10 protein-coding genes are annotated in these 22190 nt (G+C 35.0%); 1 reads left to right on the forward strand and 9 read right to left on the reverse strand.

The window, feature by feature from the left end:
- Window positions 1-37: 37 nt before the first annotated feature.
- The 9 genes from ACMHJ2_RS06575 to ACMHJ2_RS06615 form a co-directional block, all read right to left on the reverse strand.
- Window positions 38-991 (reverse strand): toprim domain-containing protein, encoded by a 954-nt coding sequence (locus tag ACMHJ2_RS06575; RefSeq protein WP_413512158.1) that lies wholly within the window; start codon window positions 989-991, stop codon window positions 38-40.
- 218 nt (window positions 992-1209) lie between these two features.
- Window positions 1210-2445, reverse strand: a complete 1236-nt coding sequence (locus ACMHJ2_RS06580) for a primase-helicase family protein (RefSeq protein ID WP_283840185.1) — start codon at window positions 2443-2445, stop codon at window positions 1210-1212.
- 97 nt (window positions 2446-2542) lie between these two features.
- Complete coding sequence (locus ACMHJ2_RS06585) at window positions 2543-2842, reverse strand: DUF3853 family protein (protein ID WP_286397898.1); 300 nt, start codon at window positions 2840-2842, stop codon at window positions 2543-2545.
- A gap of 208 nt (window positions 2843-3050) precedes the next feature.
- Window positions 3051-3947 carry a hypothetical protein gene (locus tag ACMHJ2_RS06590; RefSeq protein WP_286421107.1) on the reverse strand — a complete coding sequence of 299 codons (897 nt, stop codon included), beginning with the start codon at window positions 3945-3947 and terminating at the stop codon, window positions 3051-3053.
- Window positions 3944-5215, reverse strand: a complete 1272-nt coding sequence (locus ACMHJ2_RS06595; protein ID WP_286421106.1) for a site-specific integrase — start codon at window positions 5213-5215, stop codon at window positions 3944-3946. Before ACMHJ2_RS06595 ends, ACMHJ2_RS06590 begins: the two co-directional genes overlap by 4 nt.
- 582 nt (window positions 5216-5797) lie before the next feature.
- Window positions 5798-7747: a T9SS type A sorting domain-containing protein gene (locus ACMHJ2_RS06600; RefSeq protein WP_413512159.1), complete on the reverse strand. Its 1950-nt coding sequence runs from the start codon at window positions 7745-7747 to the stop codon at window positions 5798-5800.
- Between the two features lie 105 nt (window positions 7748-7852).
- Window positions 7853-12745 (reverse strand): PKD domain-containing protein, encoded by a 4893-nt coding sequence (locus ACMHJ2_RS06605; RefSeq protein ID WP_413512160.1) that lies wholly within the window; start codon window positions 12743-12745, stop codon window positions 7853-7855.
- A gap of 517 nt (window positions 12746-13262) precedes the next feature.
- Complete coding sequence (locus ACMHJ2_RS06610; RefSeq protein ID WP_413512161.1) at window positions 13263-14237, reverse strand: 3-oxoacyl-ACP synthase III family protein; 975 nt, start codon at window positions 14235-14237, stop codon at window positions 13263-13265.
- Window positions 14238-14801: 564 nt separating this feature from the next.
- Window positions 14802-15110 (reverse strand): hypothetical protein, encoded by a 309-nt coding sequence (locus ACMHJ2_RS06615; protein ID WP_413512162.1) that lies wholly within the window; start codon window positions 15108-15110, stop codon window positions 14802-14804.
- A gap of 837 nt (window positions 15111-15947) precedes the next feature.
- Here ACMHJ2_RS06615 and ACMHJ2_RS06620 point away from each other — a divergent pair.
- On the forward strand, window positions 15948-22190 hold the full coding sequence (locus ACMHJ2_RS06620) for an FG-GAP-like repeat-containing protein (protein ID WP_413512163.1): 6243 nt from the start codon (window positions 15948-15950) through the stop codon (window positions 22188-22190).

Below are 22190 nucleotides of genomic sequence, written 5' to 3' on the forward strand. Positions count from 1 at the left end.
TCCAATTTGTAAGGACAAAGACACATCTCGATAATTCTCACGTCAAATCATTGCGGTTAATAGTTAGTAAATAATCATTCAAGTCTTTGTGATTCTTGTACAGTTTTCGTCCATCAACAACGTTTGCATAGGTCTGAGCTACTTTTTGAAAGGCACTTTCTCCAGCTTTATCATTGTCGAAACAACAAATAATACTTTCATACTTTAATTCTTTGTACAAAGTATTATTGATACTTTTAGCCATTTGTACATTGATACATTTATACAATTCCCCATTTGTACATTTGTACAAATAATTATTTGGTGTTTTAATTATTGTATTATTCAGCATTGATACAGAATTAAGAATCAAATAATCATATTGCTTTTCTGCATTTGGATAAAGGGTTAAAAAGCTGATGTAATCACTCCAAGATTCAAACAAGACAATATGTTTACTTTTGTTATCAAAGTAGGTTACTGCCTTTTTTCCAAGACACATTTTTATATACACGTTTCTTAGTTCGAAACCATTTATGGTGGTATTGGGAAAACCAACAGCGTAATATGATTTGTTGTTTAGAGTATAGTGTACTTCCTTACAATAAGTTTGAGCCATTTTAAGGCTAAGATTACGCTCAGTGATATATTGTATCAAGTTTGGATGTGTTAATGGCTTAATCGCTTGAATTGTATATGTTGGTTCTTGAATAATGTTAGAACTCACAATAATTGGCTGATGAAAAGAAAAAGAATCGTTTTTGAGCAATTCTAAAGCTGATTTAATATCGCAATTATTGTACTTCATCACGAAATCAAGTGTTGTTCCACCAAAACCAGCAGAATGGTCATAAAACACGTTTTTATCAATATTCACTTTAAATGATGCTGTTTTTTCTGTTTTAAGAGGATTGAGATACCACCAATCAATTCTCGTTGTCCTCGTTGGAGTATAACCTAATTTTTTAAGTAAGTCTATTAGGCTAATTTGTTTAGCTAATTCACAATTCATATGTTTTGAAATAGTTGGGTTAAAAATCTGTTTTTTTTGATGCAATGATGCAGAAAGGTGTTAATCAATTGTATTTCAATAAAATACTCTGCATCACTCTTGCATCACTGCATCAAACTCATTTTGTTTCTTGCATCACTCTTGCATCAAACTTGATGTGTTTTTAGTTTGATGCAGACTTTGATGCAGTGTAACTTATTAATAAACAATGATTTAATCTATTCTTGCATCATTGCATCAAATATTTTATAGAATAAATCTTTTTTAATGATGTAGTAACGTCCTCTACGTTCTATTTTAACAAATTCTCCATGAGATAAAAGCTCTATTCCTTGATAAGATTTTGTGTTATTTTGTGGTTCAAAATTCCATTTCTTTAAAATCTTTCTTATTTCACTAGCAGATATAATTAGTTTTGGGTTTGTCTTGCGTAATAACAAGAGTAAATCATTGGGAGCTACGCAAATTTCATCCTCATCAACCTTTTCAAAACACAGGTTTAAAAGTTCTAAAACTGAAATCTCTATTTTGTTTTTACCAATTAGCTTTAAAAGAGAAGCTGTAAGTATCTGTTTAGGTGTAAACCACATTCGGGTTTGTTGTGTGGTGTAATAAGGTCGTAGAAGTAAGTACTTGATAAAATAAGGAACTTCACTTGTTAGCTTCTTGATAAAGTGAACGTCTTCTGATTCAATAGGTTTAATCTTTCGAATCCAAAAACGTATTTCTTCTTCGTCTATTTGAATAAAATCATCCTCATTGTTAGAGCAAAGAATAAACTTGGCGAAAAACTCTATTTCCTGTCTGTCTTTTCCCTTTGCTTCAACTTTGTCTTTGTCTGTAGTAGAAAGGTACTTTAAACGCTCTGTAATCTCTTTCTTATCAAAGAATACTTCGTCTATGGCAACTAATAACATACTTGCCCAATCAGCGTTAAATTGAGAACCAAAAGAATCTCCTTTGATATAAGTCATATTGAGTCCAAAGATATTTTTAAGCCATTTGATAAAAGAGCTTTTTCCTGTTGCACGTTCTTTACTAACAAGGCACAATATTGGTAAGGTTTGCGTTGGCTTCTCATACAATAGCTTTAGATAGTCTAAACCATATTCGTATTGTTCACTTCCGAAGATGTGCTTTACAAAGTGTAGTGAGTTTGGAATCAATTGTTCTAATTCATTTATGCTAAAGTTTTCTTCTATTGGTTTCATATTTAATTCATTATAGGTATTAAAAAAGTTTTCTACGATTGGTTGATAGTTAAGATGGTCTGGAATACAGCAAAAGCCATCTAATTTTAAAACGTTTTCTAAGTAGGACTTTCCGTGATCTGATACAATCGTTTCACGAGTCCAACGCACCATTACTTTAACTTTATCGCCTGATATCAAAGGTTTTTCGATGATTTTAAAGTAAGCAGTTCCTACTCGGATATAGGGTATATCTAAGCTCATCTTTTACTTGTGTTTTAATAATCCTTATCTTTGCACGATAAGAATTGAGTTATACTTTAATTGGATATTAAGGGACGATTTGCGGAAGTTGTCCCTTTTATTTTTTAGCGAATAATTCCAATGCTAAGTCAGCATCGACTATGATTTTTCTACCTCTTTGGATAATCGCTTTTTTGATATGACCTTCTTTCTTGATTTTATTAGCAGTGGTAATACTACACCCAAGTAGTTCTGCTATACCACGTATTCCGTAAACATAACGCTTTGTAGATTGTTGCGCTTCTTGCGAAGTATTGAGTTCTTTAAAATCCTTTATAGATACTGTTTGTAATAACTGTAATAGTTCTTCTCCTGTCATTTGCCAAACTGGCTTTTCTTTTAATTCACTTATATACATAGTTTTAGTTTTTAAATTATACGATTTTGTGATGTTCGAACAATTCAAAACTATCTGTAAATTTCTGTGAAAAGGGGTTATTTGGAAAGAAAAATAAAAAATCATATAACTAATAATGAGTAAGTTATATGATTTTTATGTTTTATTTTTGAGATTTAAAAAAAACAAAGTCTTTAAAAACACTTTATAGACCTTCGTTATAAACTTTCTATTCTTTTTCCTTTTTTTTATAGCAATGAGATATTAATGTGGATTCTGCGGTATTAAGTTCAATAGAAAGATTTTTGATAACTTTTTGCTTTACAGAACTCGTACAATTGTTAAAAAGGACAGGTAATTTTTGTGCAAAATTTTTCTTTTTGTTTAATGTTTCATTGAAAATTACTTTTGGCTTCCTAAGATTAACAATGGCATAAAAATCTTCAAATGCTAAATCACCTTCTTTAAAACATTCTGATTCTAAAGCAGAATTGTAAAGATTTAATACATCTTTTATCTCAAATAAATCAGACTCTAAACGAAGTCTATCTTCAGGATAATACGCATAAATATCTTCCTTAACTGTTAAAAGGTAATCTCGTATTTTGTGATAATAGTTTTGAATTAGATGCACATTATCCTGTGTATAGGTATCTCTTTCTGCTAAAACCCTATAAAGTTCTTTCTCCCAATACTTTTTATCTTCATCAAATTCACATTGTGATACCCAGATAGGTTTTTCTTTTTTCTGTATTTCTTTTAAATCCTGTCGCGCAATTAAGATTTTGTTCTCAAACATTTTAGGAAGTAGTACTTTATCATATAAATGAATAAAATCAAAATGAGTTATTAACTCGTCTTTATCATCAATAAGCTTATTAATAACTTCAATCTGCTTTAGTATATTCAGAAATACTTTTTTAGATAAACTCTCTGCTTGTCCTGTTATTAAAAGAGCATCAATATCAAGTTTTGTTAAATCGCTAAATGCTTTAGCATAACTCTCCTGTCGAATACATTGATATGTGTTCTGCTGTAAGGAATCATTATCTAATAAATTTGATAGTTCTTTTAGTATTTTTAAATACTCATTTATGTGTTTCAAAAGAGGATTATCTAAACTCATATCATATCAAATTTAGTCATTGCATTCGCTTTAATTGTATCAGCTACATCAATATAAGGTTTCATTGATTTGTAGTCTGAATGTCCTGTCCATTTCATTACAACCTGTACAGGTATCCCCAATGATAGCGCCGTACAGATAAATGTTCTTCGACCTACGTGAGTGCTTAAATGTTCATATTTAGGTTTTACTTCATCTATTCTTTCATTGCCTACATAATACGTTTCTCGGATTGGTTCATTAATCTCTGCTAATTCTCCAAGCTCTTTTATGTAATCGTTCATTTTTTGATTAGAAATAACAGGTAGTGCCTTACCTTTTTCAAAAGGTACATCTTTGTACTTTTCTAATATTGCTCTACTGTGCTTGTTTAATTCAACTCTTAGCATATCGTTTGTCTTTTTAGTAACAAACTCAATAGCATCATTTTTAATGTCGTGTCTTGTTAGGCTAAAAGCATCTGAATAGCGAAGCCCTGTATAGCAACAGAAAAGCAATACATCACGCACACGTTCTAAGTATGACTTAGTGCCTAAATCCGTTGATTTAATCTGTTCGATTTCTTCTTGGGTTAAGAAGATTATCTTTTTAGATGTCTCTTTTAGCTTTGGTTTGAAATCTTCAAAATTATAAGCAATAGTATAATTATTATTTTTGCACCATTTCAAAAACCACTTTACAAAACTAATTTGCTTTTCGATGGTACTATTACGCATTTGCTTTTCAATGCGTAGAAATGAAACGTAGTCTAATAAAGTCTGTGCGTTTATATCTGAAAACTGAAAGTTGCTTTTGAAAGAAAAAAGATGTGAGCGAACAGTATTAAACTTAGTGTAAGTAGCAGTTGTCCAATCGTTGCGTTTTCCGCTGTTTTTTACAAATTCGTCAAAAGCCGTAAACAGGTTCTTTTCTGTTGCTGATATGGTTTGTTTATCCGAGTAGCGTTTTATTTCATCTTTTAAGAGTTCAAATGAAGGTACTTCGTTTTTCAATTCATACTCTTTAAAGATTCTATCTATTGTAGTAGATAGCTCCTGTATTGCTGTATTGATTTCGGAAGAACTTTGTTTTAGCTTATTGGTACACCCATTGCGTACCTTTTCTTTTGCTTCATCCCATTTAGAAGCATCAATGCGATAGCCTGTAAAGAGTTCTACACGACCACCATTATATACCACTCTTGCACGAATTGGAACGTTCTCTGTGATTAATACACCATCCTTCTTTCTCTTTTCAATAGCAATAGTTATCTTTCTTTTTATAGTCATAGTTATTTGTAATAGCACCCAAATATACACCCAATTTTAATACTATCATATAGTATTTTAAGGTATTTAATCGACTTAACAAATACATAACTATCAATAAATCAAAATAATAGTATTTTATGACATTCTATTTGCACATAGGTTATATTCCCTCTTTCTCCGCGAAGAAAACCGATAATGAAAGTTATCGGTTTTTTCATTTTCTGCAAGTTGTGTGGAGTTTTACTCTCAGCACTGTAGGCTTCCCTAAAAATCGGACAGTTATTAATTCGAAATTATTAACTTTAAAGTAAACGGTCAAGTATGAAAACAAGTAATTTAAGTAAGAACCAAATCATCCAAGACCTCAAATAAAATTGCGATATAGCCTTAGTACTTACGCATAATAAAGTAGATAGTAACTTTAGAAAAAAAAGCTTTTAACAGTTACTAGATGTAGTCTGTATCTCTACTATTATACTAATCTGTTTTGTTGTTAACGAGTGTATTTGTGGAATACATATAAAAAAGAGAGGTCTTATAAATTTGAAATAAAAAAAACCGATAGCTAACTATCGGTTTTATATCTTAGACCAACGAGTCTTATTTTTTTAGTATTTTACTTGTTTCCGTATTTCCTGTTGCCGTAGAAATTTGGATGTAGTATAAGCCTTTGTGTAAGCTTTGTAAATTAATCATATATTGTTCTTCAAAAGTTCCCTGTTTAACTTCTTTACCTGTTGCATCATATACCGTATAGGTTGTTAGTTTTTCATCCGTATTGATGTATACATATCCAGTAGTCGGATTAGGGTAGAGGATGAATTGTTTTACAGTAAAGTTTTCGGTACTTAAATTGCCTGAACCACAAGGATTATTTTCCAATTTGGCGATGAAAAAATCCGTTTGTCCTGTACTGACTAAGCGATTTATTTCTGTTGTGTTGTTTATAAATAAACTGACTGCAAAAGTACCCCCAGTAATATAATTTCCATCTTTATCTGTGGCCACTGCTTTCATGAATTGGCGGGTACGAGGGTCTCCTGAGATGGTATGCATACCTAAAGTTTTACCCGTTTGTTTGTCAAAGCGCAACAAGGTTGGATCGGGTTGATGATATTCTGGATTGTTCTGAGTAAATTCATCCCATTTGAAATAAGACTCCCCACTAGCGAAGGCGATTTCATTTCCATTGATAGCAAGTCCTTTGGGTCTTAAGGCTGTATTCGTTGAATAATTAGCAGCAAAAGCTGTCGGTACTTTTACCCATTGGATTACACCTTCACTCGTGAACTTCGCAACCATTGGAAAGTTTGTGTCAACGGCAGTTGTAATAAAATGAGGTTGAATGGCAGCGTTGTTGGGATCGTAAATTTTTAAACTTCGATCATTGTAACTTTTCCAAACATAACCCCCAATATAGACACTCGAATCTGTATCAACAACGAGTGAATTGATCGTATTATAAGGCAATTGATTACCTACAGGATCAGAATATAGCTCTCTTCTCCATCGTTCGTTTCCTGTTGTAGCATCGATGGCTAAAAGATAGGATTTGTTGATGATAGGTTTACCCTTGTAAACAACAGGACTAAGTGGAGCACCCATTCTTTCACCTGCTAGATAATACATACGCTTCGCTTCATCATACGCGAAATAGCTGCTATCGGGAAAGAAAGCAGTGTCACCAGATACAGGCAAAATCATACTGCTGCTGTAGTTCAAATTAGCATCGTATTGTACGACATGAAACTGAAGACTTCCGCGATTTGCAATTGGATCCCAGCCGTATTGATTAGGAACGGTCACCTGATTATCTAAGTGCCTACCTTTTGCTAAGCCCACAATAAAGTGTAGTTTATTATTGGAATCCATGACTAAATTTATAATTTGTCCATACATGCCATCTGAAAGACCTACATTCCCTTGCAACGCCTTTTTGCCTAGATATTGACCTGTACTACTATACTTGACTAAGAAAATGCTTTTATACCCTTCTTGCGGAATTAAATTATACGGATCTTCAGGAATAGGTGTTGGGTTTGGAATAAAGTCTGTGGAACTGAAATGGACCGGATGTCCATCGGGTGTGGTATAGGCATTTTGAACATTAGCTCCAATATATACATTGTTTTGTTTGTCCAAAACCAACGTATAAGCACTATCATCACTGCCTCCACCAAGGGCTTGACTCCAACGTACTTCGCCCTCACAGGTTGTGGAAAAGAGGAATATATCTCTTTGTTCATTGGAAGAACGATTGTATACCGTTACAGGTTGATTATTGAGATTGGTATTCGTCTGACTCGTAATAGAAGCAATAAAGTAATAGTTGTTATCTGAACCTACTTTGATATCGTAGATTTGTTCATCACTAGTTTCTGCTCCGAATCCTCCTGAAGTTCCTCCTCCTTTGATTGCCCATTTCCAATTGTAGGTTTGTGCTTGTGTTAAAACCGGACACAAGAAGAAAAAAGAATAGAGTAGGATTAGCTGAGGTAAAAGAGAAGTATAACCACAATTGGTGGTAGTTAGGCGTAATTTTTTTGTCATATGCAACTTAAGTTATATTGTTATTTATTTGTTAAATATATCTAAAAATAATAATAAAAAAAAGTGCTAAGGTTTTTATTCTTAGCACTTTTAAAAAAATATATTTTATTTTTTAATTAGTTTTTCAGTTGCAATGCGTTTGCCATCTGCTTCGAGGGTTATTAAATAAGTACCACGAGTAAAATGTCTTACATTCAAAGAAACTTCTCCTGCTTTACCTTCTATTTTTTGGTGGTGAAGTCGAACTCCCATCATATTATAAACGGTAATATTTTGAGCCTGTTCGTATTCCGTACCCACATTAAATGTCACTGTAGTTTGATCTACGGTTGGATTAGGAGATAAGATTAATGACGCTGGTGCCTGAGTCGTTCTAGCCCTCCAATGCGTTTCGGGTAAAATTATTTTTACAGTATCCGAACAATTTGGACTATTTATTACGAAGACATCATTTGCTCCAGGAAAATACGTTCCGTTGACATGGAATTCAACAGGGAAAGCATTATAACCCGGACTTAAAACGAATACATCTGGTGTAAACGTTCCATATCCATTTAAGCTGCTTAATTGAATACTCATTGGACTACCTGTTGGATTATCTATAAACATATAATAGATAAACCCGCCAGGGATAATTTCCATTAATTCAAAACCTACTCTAAATTTACAAGGAGGTGGAGGGCATCGTCTAAAGTCAAATTGAATATCAGGTGTATTACTTCCAAATTTACATCCATCTTGTTCTACGATTAGCTGATAAGCACCACCGGATATAATAGATTGAGGAGGCGTGTATGGGCTACCTGCTTGTACAGCAGTACTATTTACTTGCCATTCATAACCTGAATACGTTCCTAGTGGGCCGATTAAGTAAGCAGGATTACAAACGGTATAACAACCCGATGGAACAACCCAAAGGGCTCGTTGCGGATTGTGTGGCGTTTGAATATCACCAGTAGCACTACATCCAGTTGTTTCGGTATAGGTTACACTATACGCACCACCATGGGTTACTTCAATGGTTTGTCCACTCATTCCATTACTCCAATTATATACGCCAGTTGTTGGTCCATTAGCCGTTAATTTTAGCGTATATGGATCACAATTAATTAAAGAATACGAGATTGTTGGAGCTTGTACTTGAGGGTGAACCACCACAGTAGCTGTAAAGCTATTTATACAAGAAGCATCATTTGCTGCACGAGTCATAAACGTATAGTTATACGTGCCTGGTGATAAACCAGCGATAGATAAAACTTTATTGGTATTGCCTATTACCCAGTTACCATAACCTGAAGGCAAGGATGGGCCTGACCAAGCATGTGATACTGTAGGATCTGTAGTTATTCCTGTTAGTACAGTATTTTCTCCATAGCATAAACTTGTGTTTCCACTGATACTTGCAAATGGAGGTTGACGTAAAATGTACGTTTTGGGATTAGCAGCCATTACAGAGGTTGCACATCCATTTTGATCAATAAGAATCGGCCAGTAACTTCCGCTTTGTGTTGGTAAGAAACTCGTACCTGTTGCTATTTGATTGTTTCCTTGCATCCAGATTACATTGGAAGGCATTGGTGCCGATGACACAGTCAACGGTAGGGCGCTTCCAACACAATAATCAGCAGTAGGTTGATGGATTGTTATTCCAGTAAAGTTTGCTTTTCGAATCTCTACACTAGGGACATTAGAACCCATCGTTTCATAAGTACAACCATAAGGTGTTGTAATTCTTAGTTTGATAGAGACACTTCCAATTGTTGAAATTTGAATTTCAGTATTAACTCCACTAGCAACAAAAGAGGTGCCGTTAAAAATCCAAGTATAACTATTGTTGGCATTATAATTTGGAATAGTCAACATAATTTTATCCTCCGCACAATAGGTTAATGGCGACAAAGAGAAATTTGGACTAGGTTCAACATCTAAAGTAACTGGTAATGAAACAGTGCAACTTGGAAAACCAGGTGCACTAACCGTTAGTGTATACGTATGCGTACCTGGAGATACACTATTTATGGTGTAACTATTACCTGATGCACCAAAAGGAATTCCTGGTCCAGCGTAGGTAAAGTTCAAACTACTAGTTGCAATTCCAAAAGTTAATGTATTGTTGTGCAATACCACTTTGTATGTACCATCGCCATTACAAGTAATAGCAGTAGCTAATTTAGGTTCATAGTGTTTTTTAACGGTATAGGTTTTAATTAGGGTACAAGTACCATAAGTTAAATAGCCTGTTATCGTATGGATACCTGGTGTCGTCGTCGTAAATTGACCTACAGGCGCATGTTCTGTTCCTGGTACAAGGGTTAAATGTGTACTACCTGACCAGGTTATGGAAGTTGGCGGATAGTTCGCATTGATTCCAGTTGTAATGGTATTGCAGTCTGTCCAATTGGCAAAAACACTTGCATTTGGATCAGGTGAAATCGTACAACCTGACCCTGTTCCTGGGTTACCAGAACAATCTTCTATTACATAAATTGGATCAGATTTAACTAAACAGGTATTTTGATCTAAAACTTCTAAGTAATATGTTCCTCCAGGGTTTGGACCTGAAATCGAAAGGGTAGGACCATTAAAACCTGGAATAGGATTTGGATTACCTACTTTGTACCATTTAAATACTACAGAAGATGTAATACCAGTGGATACTGTAGAAGTTAAATTAATAGCATTGTAAGTAGTAGGACAAACTACATAACTGTAATTCGGAGAGATGTACAATTCCGTTTTAGGGAAAACAGTTACATTCGTCGTCGTCGTCGTTGAGTAGTTGCATACATCCAATTTAAGGGATAAGGTTCTCGCAATATTGTTGTTAGAGTTATTGGTAAATCCGTTTGGAATGACTAAACTTGAACCCCCTGTATAGGTAAAATTACCTTGAGATACCCCATCTATAAATACCTGTATTTGTGCTGATGTAACTAAAGCAGGTGTGATAGATAATGGAATAGTAATCGTAGTTTCACTAGGGCAAATAGCAGCGATTGCGCCAATAGTCAATACTGGATTTTCTACTAATTTAATCGGATAGACTGCCGTTACAATTTTTCCACATTTCGTTACTGCCACTTTTACAAATCCGTTGGCTGAGGTACTTATTTCGTTAAAACTCACCGTTGCCGTTGCACTGTTGATGCCATTGATAACACTTCCAAAATTTGTGGCTCCTGTACTACTTTCAATACTCCATTCGATATAATCAGGAGTAATATCTCCTAAGTTTAAGGTAAAAGTAGCACTGCTACTAGGGCAAAATTCGACTAAACCACTGTTGTTGATAATACTAGGGTTTACCACAATTTGCTCTACCATAAACTCAACAGGCGTAGAATCACAAGTTGTTCCGTTTTTCACGGCTTGTTTAATAACGCGAACTATTGCAGGAGTACTTGTGAAGCTCACATCTGCTTGAGGTCCTGTATTGTTTCCAATTACCTGACCATTTACAACACTCCAAACATAGATAAAACCAGCTTCTTGCTCATTAATAGTGTACGTATATGGGGTGTTCAAGCAAATTTTATGCGGACCATCAATAGTACCTGTAAGAGCAGGTGTTTTGATGATTTCTACAGTTACTGGATCGGCCTTACAGCCATTATTTGATGCCGTTATAACATGGGTACCCGCATTTGGAAAATCATAATCAATTTGATTTCCGGTTTGATCATAAATTACATTTCCATTTAATAGAATTTGCCATTGTACAGTGGTTCCGTTATGAGTGTAGAATGACATTGGCGTGTTTTGACAAGCGGTCAATTCTCCTTTCATTTGTATTTGAGGACGTTCTTCTACTCTAAATTCTATTTCAGCTCTTCCGCCACAATTTCCGTCATCGATAAGCGTATTGCGGTATCGAACTCCCAAGCTATAGCTACCTGGTGTTAAGCCATCAACAACAATTTCGTTGCGTTGATCGGTATGAACCAACATTGGGTGGTATGGTTGCCCGTTAATCATCCATTCGAATTCCGTAGCTGGCCATTGTGGAAGAGTGAAACGCCCTTGACCGCCTTCACATACAACCCTTGGTCCTTGAATTTTTGCATCTCTAAGGATAACAGGAACTTTTACCGTTGTCCATATTGGACACGAACATTTGGAGCGATAACTGATATAGCCAAAACCATCTTCAGGATCCACATGGTCCCAAACTACCTCAATGGAAGTGCCGTTATTGGCTATTATTGTACCTCCTTTAACTTCCCATTCTCCACCGCAGCCATCGGATACACTATAGGTTTCACGGCTACCTTCGCAAACTACGCTCGGACAAGAAATTTCAAATTCTTTCGCATCCATGACCTTAATTTCCCATTCATAGGTTGCGCTGCAATTGCAACTATTGGTCACCGTAAGTGTTATTCTGTAAGCTCCGGGTTGATTGTAGGTGTGGGTTGGTTCGAAAGTACTAGAAGTGGTATTATCTCCAAAATCCCAAAGATAGTTTACAATATCAGATCCTCCATTGTTGTTGGATAGGTTATTAAAACTAATAGGTAAGAAAGTACAAAACTCCCTTTGTTGCGGGTCGATTCCGTCATTTTCAAAATAGGCCTTTGGACTGTGTATTTTCTCAACACAAACGGTTAATACTTCAACTGTATTATCGTCGTAAGTAATCGTTAGCGTTAAACTTCCATTGCCCGCATTTCCCCATACTGCGGTAGCATCCGTAGTACTGCTGTTTTGTAGATATCCACCATTGATATCCCATTCAACTTGAACAAGATGATCGGCTGAGAAAGTGTAATTTACTTTACTACCCTCACATACACGTAAACAAAAGCCTGCTTGAATTTGTTCGTACAAGTTGTAGTGATCTTTTTCCCCTCTGTCGTCGTATTTGATACAACCGACTTCCTTATCCCACTTTAATACAGGATTGTTTGCTGTTTGTGCCTTGATGCCTGAAGACCACAAGGCAATAAGCATAAGAAGCCAAAAGACTCTAATGCCGACTAGGTTTGCTGTTTTTGTCATAAAAAAAAATTAAGTTAATAATCGTATAATGAGATATAAGATTAACATTTGGTTTATTCTTTTTTATTAATAAAAAAAGAATAAAAATTCGTACGATATAACTTCTTTAAAAACAAAAATAACAATACTATATCCTAGGGCTTATATTTAAGGGTATTCGTCCTTATTTGTTTAATATGTATTGAAACAGGGGTTTTTGTTTTAAATAACTGATATAAGTCGCATTATTTAGCTTTATTTTTCACTATCAAAAGAAATAAAAAAAAACAACAAATCCTAATTGTATCTTAAAATAAATAAAATGCAAAGAGATTTATTAACTGTTTATTAACTTATTTCCGTGTGGAATCAGTATTTTTGACGCTTTTTTTATTTTAATAAAAAGAACTATTTTTAAGTTAATTGTTGAGTAATTGTTTTTTTAAATATTTATAAATCATTGGAGATATAAAAAAATCAGTAGTAAATAAGGTTTACTACTGATTGCTTAAGCGTATTTATTTTTTGCTGTATTTCTTTAATACTTCCAGAGCATTAAGCCTGCTTGATATCCTGCTCCTAAAGTCCAAATGAGTACGTAATCGCCCTCTTTTAAGGATTTTACGGATTTTTGATAATGTTGTAAGGCAACAAAGGGACTAGATGAACCAGAATATCCAATGTCTTTAGAGTAAAAGGGAATTTTGTCGTCTGCTATTTGATAGTTTTGTTTTATGATTTCTATATTTTTTAGTGAAAACTGAGAAAACAAGAATAAATCGATAGCTTGTATGGTTAGATTATTTTTGTGTAAGAAATCATCTATTTGGGTGGTAGCATATTCAACACTTCCAATTCCATCAAATATTTTGTCCCATTTCATTACTTCTCCCGGAATAAAACAAGAATGTCCATTAGGAGGAAATAAAACGGTATTGCAAAAACTGCTGTCTGTGTGGTAATGTACGTCTAGTAAGCCAGAGGTTGTATTATCTTTTTCAACAAGAAAGGCAAACGCAGAATCTGAAAAACAAAAGGCAGTTACGGGATTATCTTTATCTAAGATAGGAGATAATTTTTCTGCACAGACAATTAGCGCTTTTTGAGCAGTTGTGTTACTTTTTAAATAATGAGCGGATTGATCTAGTGCAATAAAAGCGCCTATACAATTGGCATTTAAATCATAACACATTGTATTGGATTTGCCTTGTAAGGCTTGATGGATGATAATAGAGTCACTAGGTACTTGATGTTCAGGGGTGGAAGAAACAAAGATAATAAGGTCAATTTCTTGTATGGAGACTTGACTTTGCTGTAGCAGGCCTTTTGCAGCCTCAATTCCCATAGATAGTGAGGTTTCTACTGAATCAGAAGAAACAATATATCGGTTGGTTCTTCCTAGTGCTTGTTGAATTTTTTTCATTGAAACACCTTTTTCTTCAAATTTTTGTATCACCTCTTCGTTGTTTTCAAGATTGGAAGGGTGATGAAAATACATGTGTTTTAGTTTCATAATAAAAGATTTTTATTGTTTTGTAATAGGAAACTAAAGTTAGGGATAATTGATTTTAAATTATTTTTTTATGTTAATTATATATTTTAATTAATTATATTTGTTAATAATAAAGAATAGATGAGGTAATGATTTGTTCTCCTGTTCAGGTAAATTATTTTTTTGCTGGTTGTAGTAGATAAAAAACAAATGCGCCTCCAAAATAGAGTAAACAGTCGAAATAATCAGCTGTGTACCGTGCGTTATGTTGAGGTAAATACCACTCAAAATAGAAGCAATACATGAGGGTAATTACTGCGATCAACGGCAGTGATAAGCGTATTTGTTGGTCTTTTTTAATTTTTTTCACGCTGTATAAGCAAATACTAAGTACCAAAGGAAGGACTAGAAAATCATTGACGTAATTGTTAAGCCAAGCTGGAATAGGAACCTGTAATTTTTGCAAGAAATAGAGGGTACTAGCTAGGCACAGAGCAATATAAAACAGGATTTTTTTCATACAAAACGAATAAAAGTCTTTTTAAGACTAGAATTGAGACGATTTTTTGCTGAATTTCAAAATTATTAAGCAGCTAACATTCCTATTAGATAGGCAATACCTGCTGCTATAGTTACTACAACAAGCCAGATAGAATGCACGATGAAAAAGAGAATTCTCAGAATGGGGTTAGAGTGATTGCGTAATTTTTGTATGATTTTATCAACTTTAGTACGTTCTTGGGTTAGTTCTTTTTGGATCCTTGCCTCTTGCACCCTTTGTTGCTCTAGCTGACGTTGTAGAACAACATTAATAATAGATCCACAATGGGTACAATAATCCGTATTTAAATTTTCAGTATTACAATTTTTACAAGTAATATAATGTTTGCTCATGATTTGCTTTTGATTTAGCGTTCGGATATCCCAGAGAGTTAGTTGATAGAATTGTATCCAAAAAGAATTAAAATCCAAAAACAGTTCTAAAATACGCCTTTTTCGTCATAAAAGAAAATAGATTTAATTAAGTTATTGATATTTAGTGTTTTAAATATATTTAATGCCATGTTACGGAGTATTACTTCGCCTTTTAGTTCGCTATTTTATTTAAATGAAGGACTTTATTTATCAAATAGGTAAACCCTTTCTGACTAAAAAATGGCGTCTGAAAAAAGAAAAGGTATCGAAATTTAAATCCCTATATATTTAAGATTTAACGCTAGAAGAAGAGTTAAAATTTATCCGCTTATTTAAGTGTTAATCGCATGCTGTAAAAGATTGAAATAACTTGAAATAACTTGGGAAAGCTTGGTCTGCCTCATCTCTTTTGGTGTCATCACGGAATGAAATTGAAAAATTACTTTTTTACTGACAGCAAATTGCTTGTTTTTATTAGTGAAAAATTAACTAAATAAAACAATATTATATTTATTTAGTCTAATTATGACATCCTTTCTTTCTTTTCTCTAACTAGAAAATAGAATATTCGGCAAATAATTCAGCTTTGTTTTTAATTAGATTTAATATAAATAGCTTTGTATCAAATTAAAAACACTTAACCTATGAATTATTTATACCCTAAATCTGAGTTTAAAATTTTGTTTGTGACTCACCAATTTTGTTTGTATCAGACAGAGAATCGTTTGCTGTGTATCCTCTCTTAAATGAATACTTAGCACAAGCCAATAATCGATTTTAATCTAAACGAATTTAATCACTACAAAATAAAATACGATGTATATCAATACAGTTAAAAGGGCACTTTGCCTGCTAAGTCTGTGTATTTTGGGTAGTTTTAATACCTATGCACAGCATTTTCGAGAACACACAGGTCAAACTTTTCAAGGTGTATTCTATGGCGATTGCTCTACCTTAAATAGCAACAATGACGCCTATCCGGATCTTATTTTTTCAGGTACAACAGCAGGATATGGCTCAGGGAATACCGCAGTATATTTAAATAATCAAGATCACTTCACTCCCTTAAGTGATAGTTTCTCAAAAATCATGTATTCCGCTATTGGAACAGGTGATTTGGATGGCAATGGGTTTATGGATTTTGCTATTACGGGATTTCGAAAAGAAGCAGGATTTACGGAGGAGAAAGTTTTTGAAATTTACTACAACAATGGAGATAATACATTTACTAAAAAAAATATTGGAAACATTGCTCCTACACAATTTGGCTCTATTAAAATAGCAGATTTAAATGGAGATGGCCGTCTCGATCTTTTAGTTAATGGTCAGAGTGATGGAGGCTATAGTACGAAAGTTTATTTTCAACAAGAAGATGAAGAATTTGTTGAGGCGAATCTATCGCTTATAGGAACTTATTTTAGTGCAACTGAAATATTCGATGCCAATGGCGATGGCTTACCCGATATATTAATAACCGGGTTTAACACAAGTTATACACCAGATACCAAATTGTATCTCAATTTGGGAAATGGCAATTTTCAAGAACACAATGCAGGACTGGATGGGGTTTATTTTAGCTCAATTAGCGTAGCTGATTTTGAAGGGGATGGCGATTTAGATGTACTACTTAGTGGAATGCGCAAAGATGCAAATGGCGAAATGAAACACAGTTTGATTCTCTATCTAAATGATGGTCAGGGAAATTTTACACCATCCCCTCATGCTTTTGAAGGTATAATTATGGGGTCAGCGGCCCTTGTAGATTATAACAACGATGGATTTTTAGATGTTTTTGCTTTTGGTAGTACTGCCTCTTCAGGTATAACTACAAATTTGTATAAAAATCAAAACAATGTATCTTTTGTTCGAGATGAGGAAAACTCTGCCTTAATTAGAGGTTTAAGTACTTCTAGAGCCAAGTGGTTTGATTTTGATCAAGATGGCGATATGGATCTTTTTGTGATGGGGTATACAAGTGATGGAGAAGCCATGACGATGCTGTATGAAAATACAGTAGATCCTGTTGTAGAAGAAAATTATTGTGAAGTAGGTGTTGATTTTGATGTACAACCTATTACGTTGGTAAAAATGGCAGGAATAGAGAATCGCACAGATGCTCGCGTCAATGGTACCCCAGCGTATGAAAATTTTACAGCTATTGAAGGAAGCGTTCAGCAAGGACAAACCTATACCTTGCAAGTAAAAGGAAATACAGATGGTCAATTTAGCAATGACATTCGTGTATTTATCGATTGGAATCAAGATTTTCAATTTGATATGACTACAGAATATTATACCGCATCTTTAGCACCTTCTACAGGAGAAGATGCAGTGGAGGTAACGCTTAATATTCGCATTCCTGATGATGCCGTTTTAGGTAAAACCCGTATGCGAATTATCAAAGACATGTGGAATGTATATGAAGAAGGTGAATTTGATGCTTGTTTAAATGCGTATTATGGACAAATTGAAGATTATTCTTTGCGCATAACAGCAGGAGAATCAGAACCAACTTGTAACAATAATTTACCAGGTTTAAATCCGGGTGATACCGGCTGTGTTACTTTTACCTATAACGGAGCAGAAGTAACGTATGCTACAGTTCGCGCGGCGGATGGAACCATTTGGCTGCAACAAAACTTAGGAAGTGAACAAGTTGCAACATCAGCTACAGATACTTCTGGATTTGGTGATTTATTCCAATGGGGTAGATGGGCAGATGGGCATCAAAAGCGCACATCAACTGTTTCTAGTGAGGTTGTTACGCCAAATAATCCATTAGGATTGGGGGCAACTAACACTAAGTTTTACGCTACTTCTCCTTCTTGGTGGGCAGCAGGAAATGCAACGGATACTTGGGAAGCTCGTACACCTCAAGATGTATCGGCTATCGATGGATGTGATCCGTGTAAAGCTTTAGGTGAAGGATGGAGTTTGCCAACGCAAGACCAGTGGCAAGCGAGTATTGACGCAGAGCATATTACGAATATTCAAACGGCTTTTGACAGTAATCTTCGTTTGACAGTGGCTGGAGCAAGAGGCAGTTCTGGGGTGTATAATGATGGGGTTCGTGGCTATTATTGGAGTAAAACGACGTCATCTAATAGAGATTTCGCTAAGCATCTGTATTACAGTAATTTTATAGTGAATACAGGCGCAGGTGCGCCTCGTGAACAAGGATCGGCTATTCGCTGTATCAGAATAGCACCAATTGTAACACCCGAAGAGTATTGTGAACCAGAAATTTCGGAAGCAGCCTATAGTTTGCCAATCTATTCATTTACGTTTGGCGAAACTACACAAACTAGTGGAAATCAAACGAATGTAGATCCAATATATGAAGATTTTACTGCTATAACTATTTCTGCTGTCAAAGGACAAACCTATGGGGTTACCGTTAAAGGAAAAACAGACGGACAAGATAATTTGTTGGTTAAAGTCTACATTGACTATAATCGCGATTTTGAATTTTCAGAAGACGAAAGTAGCACTATCGGTTTTTTGACTAATGTAGGCAATGAAAGTGGAGAAGTTTCAGGAACCATTCAAATTCCTGCGATTGCTTTGACAGGTACTACAAGAATGCGTGTAGTAAATATGTATCACAATCCAGAATCTACTTGGATGCCTTTAGAAAATGTACCTTGTCCAACAGGCTATTACTTAGGTCAGGTAGAAGATTATACGATTTCAATTCAAGAAGGCAATGTTACAGTAACTGCTGTAGAAGTGTATACGGAAAACAATCGTCCTGCCGAAATTACGGCCGAAAATGGAACTTTACAGTTGGTGGCTCGCGTATTGCCTACGGAAGCAAATCAGGCTGTAGTTTGGTCTATTGTTGAAGGTACTACTAATGCTAGTATCAATCAAAATGGATTAGTAACGGCTTTGGCTAATGGCGTGGTGAAAGTAAAAGCTACCTCGGTTCATGATCCATCAAAAGCAGCAGAGATACAAATAACTATTGACATTGAAGCTTTGCGTTGTCCACCTATACAAGTAATTAAAGTACAGGAAATTGGAGAGCAAACTGCTACAATCACTATTGAATCTCAAGCTACAGTTTTTGATGTTGAATATGGAATAGCTGGTTTTGAACGTGGGCAAGGAACGACCGTTTCCAATGTTTCCAACGTGCACCAAATAGAAGGGTTAATTGCTGAAGTTGCTTACGATGTATATGTACGAGTTGCTACTTGTTCCACCTGGCAAAAAGTAAACTTTACAACGATTAAACTAAAAGAACAACGTATTACAGTTGCAGATGTAACAAAACAATATGGCGATATTCCTTTTACAACGGGAGAATCTACTAGTAACTTACCACTTGCCTACACCATTGCAGATCCAGCTATAGCCGTAGTTGAAGAAGGAGTAATCGTGATAAAAGGGGCCGGAGAAACAGAAGTTGTCGTGAATCAAGAAGGAAATATCGAATATTTGCCTGCTGAGCAAGTGCGCTTTACTTTACGAGTAAACCCAGCACCACTTACTCTTTTTGTATCGGATAAAACAAAAGTATATGACGGAAGAAGTGAGGAGAACTGGCTTATCTCTTATGATGGATTTGTATATGGAGAAAATGAAACCATTCTTTCTGGGAATTTACAGAAAGAAGGTACAGCAGTAGGAGCAAGGGACGTTGGAACCTATACCATGACGATCCATGGATATACCGCACTAAATTATGCGATTGCTTATAGAGAGGGAACGTTAACTATTGCAAAAGCAACGTTACCAACAATTGAATTTGAAGAACAAACGTTTGTATATGATGGCTCACCTAAATCAATTGTAATCACGCAAGAATTGCCTCAAGGCGTAGTTGTAACCTATGTAGGGAACGAACAAACTGAAGTTGGGAATTATCTAGTAAAGGCAATTGTAAATGGCGGAATAAATTATAAAAATATTGAAATAGAAGCCAGAATGCTAATTCGCAAGCAACTACCAAATCTTATTTTTGATGCTGCTACTTATACGTACGATAGTACAAGCAAGCGCATTGACATACAAAATATACCCGAAGGTATAACAGTTACCTATACCAATAATGAACAAACTGAAGTAGGTTCTTATACAGTAACCGCGTCAATTGATGGGGGGAATAGCTATGAGAGTGTTGTACTTACAGCTCTTTTAAAAATCGAAAAAGCAACGTTAAATCAGCTTGTAAGATTAGTAAATCAGAGTTTTGTTTATGACAGCCAAGTTAAATCACTGCATATTCAAGGTGAAATTCCAGCGGGTGTTCAGATAACCTATACGGGGAATGATCAGATAGAAGTAGGAAATTACGAGGTAAAAGCGCATTTAGTAGGAGGAAATAACTATGAAGATGCAGAACTTTCAGCCCTACTTTCTATTACAAAAGGAAGATTGACAGAACTTGCATTTGAAAATCAAACGCTATCCTACAATGGAACAGCTCAATCGATCGCTATTACAGGAACGTTACCGCAAGGAGTTCAGGTGGTTTATACGAATAATAGTCAAACTGAAATTGGCGTTTATCAAGTAATCGCTACACTAGATGGAGGAAGAAATTACGAAAATTTAGTTCTTACAGCTACTATGAAAATTGAAGTAGGAGTGATTAGCGGTATTACATTAGCATCAACCACTTTTGTGTATGATGGAACCGTGAAAAGCTTGTTAGTTTCAGGAGGACTTCCAGAAGGATTTACCGTAACCTATACCAATAATGCACACACCAATGCAGGAACTTATCCAGTAACAGCAACAATATCAGGTGGAGCACACTATGAAGATTTGGTAGTAAGTGCTACCTTAGTAATTACAAAAGCTACTCTAACAGGTATTCGTTTTGACAATCAAACTTTTGTTTACGATGGAACAAGTAAATCCATCTTCATTTCAGGATCCCTTCCTAATGGAGTGACGGTTGTACATGCAAATAACGGAAAAACAAATGTTGGGATTTATGAAGTAGAAGCTAAGGTTCAAGGCGGAACTAACTACCTAGATCAACGCCTGACAGCAACGATGACAATAGAAAAAGCTACGGCACAAATTATTTTTGATGAAATAGCTCCTTTACTGTTAGATGAAAGTGTAGATTTTCAACTTCAGGCAACCAGTACTTCTGGTTTACCTTTAACTTATTCATATACTTATGTAGGAGCTAATCCTGCAGCAGAAGTAAGTAGAACAGGTTGGGTAACGCTTAAAAAAGTAGGAGAAATTACAATCAAAGTATCCCAAGAGGGCAATCAAAACTACCATCAAGAAGCAGCGGTTAGCCGTGTATTGCGTATTGTAAATAACGATGCTACGATTCACGAAATTTCAATTGAAAATGAATCGTATACCACTCCTCAAAAAGAAATCTATCACTTGGTAAGTTGTGGTGATTTGAATACAGCAGTAAGCGTTACAATTTCGGTTGCTGAAGGTGCCAAAGTGACGCCAAGTAACACTTTTGTTATACAGGTGCCAAAACCAGGAATCTACAAGCAAAAAGTAACGGTTACTTCACAAAATGGAAAAGTAACGGAAGACTATGTAATTACAGTAGAAAAAGCTTTTGCTTTTAAAGAAATTGCGGAAGTTAAATTTAACAATACGCTGTTGATTAATAAGAATCCAAAAACCAATGGGGGGTATAATTTTGTTGCCTTTCAGTGGTTTAAAAATGGAAATCTAGTATCAGAACAACAAGTTTATTCTGTTGGCAATACTACCTTACTTGATAAAAAGGATGTCTACCATGCGATTGTTACAACAGCAGAGGGTGAAGAAATACACGTATGCCCAATGGAGCGTATTGAAAATGTGATTCGCGACATTCAGCTTTATCCAAATCCAGTTATTTTAGGGCAAAAAACAACGCTTTTAGTGAAAGTAGCAGGAATTAACCTTAAAGGCATACCCGTTCAGATTTACAATTTAAACGGGCAGCTGTTGCACACAATTAGTATGGAAGGGGAAAGTACAGCAATATATTTGCCACAAACTATGCCAAGTGGAATGTACCTTGCCGTTTTTGAATTAAACGGTCAAAGAGAGTCAATTAAATTTGCAGTAAAAAAATAA

It is taken from the genome of Myroides odoratus, from assembly GCF_965118575.1.
GTDB lineage: Bacteria > Bacteroidota > Bacteroidia > Flavobacteriales > Flavobacteriaceae > Flavobacterium > Flavobacterium odoratum_B.

What these genes read in the sequence shown, in the direction of transcription:
- ACMHJ2_RS06590 (WP_286421107.1), bottom strand. Translation starts at nt 3,947, where the DNA reads ATGAGTTTAGATAATCCTCTTTTGAAACACATAAATGAGTATTTAAAA.
- ACMHJ2_RS06595 (WP_286421106.1), bottom strand. Translation starts at nt 5,215, where the DNA reads ATGACTATAAAAAGAAAGATAACTATTGCTATTGAAAAGAGAAAGAAG.
- ACMHJ2_RS06615 (WP_413512162.1), bottom strand. Translation starts at nt 15,110, where the DNA reads ATGAGCAAACATTATATTACTTGTAAAAATTGTAATACTGAAAATTTA.
- ACMHJ2_RS06600 (WP_413512159.1), bottom strand. Translation starts at nt 7,747, where the DNA reads ATGACAAAAAAATTACGCCTAACTACCACCAATTGTGGTTATACTTCT.
- ACMHJ2_RS06585 (WP_286397898.1), bottom strand. Translation starts at nt 2,842, where the DNA reads ATGTATATAAGTGAATTAAAAGAAAAGCCAGTTTGGCAAATGACAGGA.
- ACMHJ2_RS06605 (WP_413512160.1), bottom strand. Translation starts at nt 12,745, where the DNA reads ATGACAAAAACAGCAAACCTAGTCGGCATTAGAGTCTTTTGGCTTCTT.
- ACMHJ2_RS06610 (WP_413512161.1), bottom strand. Translation starts at nt 14,237, where the DNA reads ATGAAACTAAAACACATGTATTTTCATCACCCTTCCAATCTTGAAAAC.
- ACMHJ2_RS06580 (WP_283840185.1), bottom strand. Translation starts at nt 2,445, where the DNA reads ATGAGCTTAGATATACCCTATATCCGAGTAGGAACTGCTTACTTTAAA.
- ACMHJ2_RS06620 (WP_413512163.1), top strand. Translation starts at nt 15,948, where the DNA reads ATGTATATCAATACAGTTAAAAGGGCACTTTGCCTGCTAAGTCTGTGT.
- ACMHJ2_RS06575 (WP_413512158.1), bottom strand. Translation starts at nt 991, where the DNA reads ATGAATTGTGAATTAGCTAAACAAATTAGCCTAATAGACTTACTTAAA.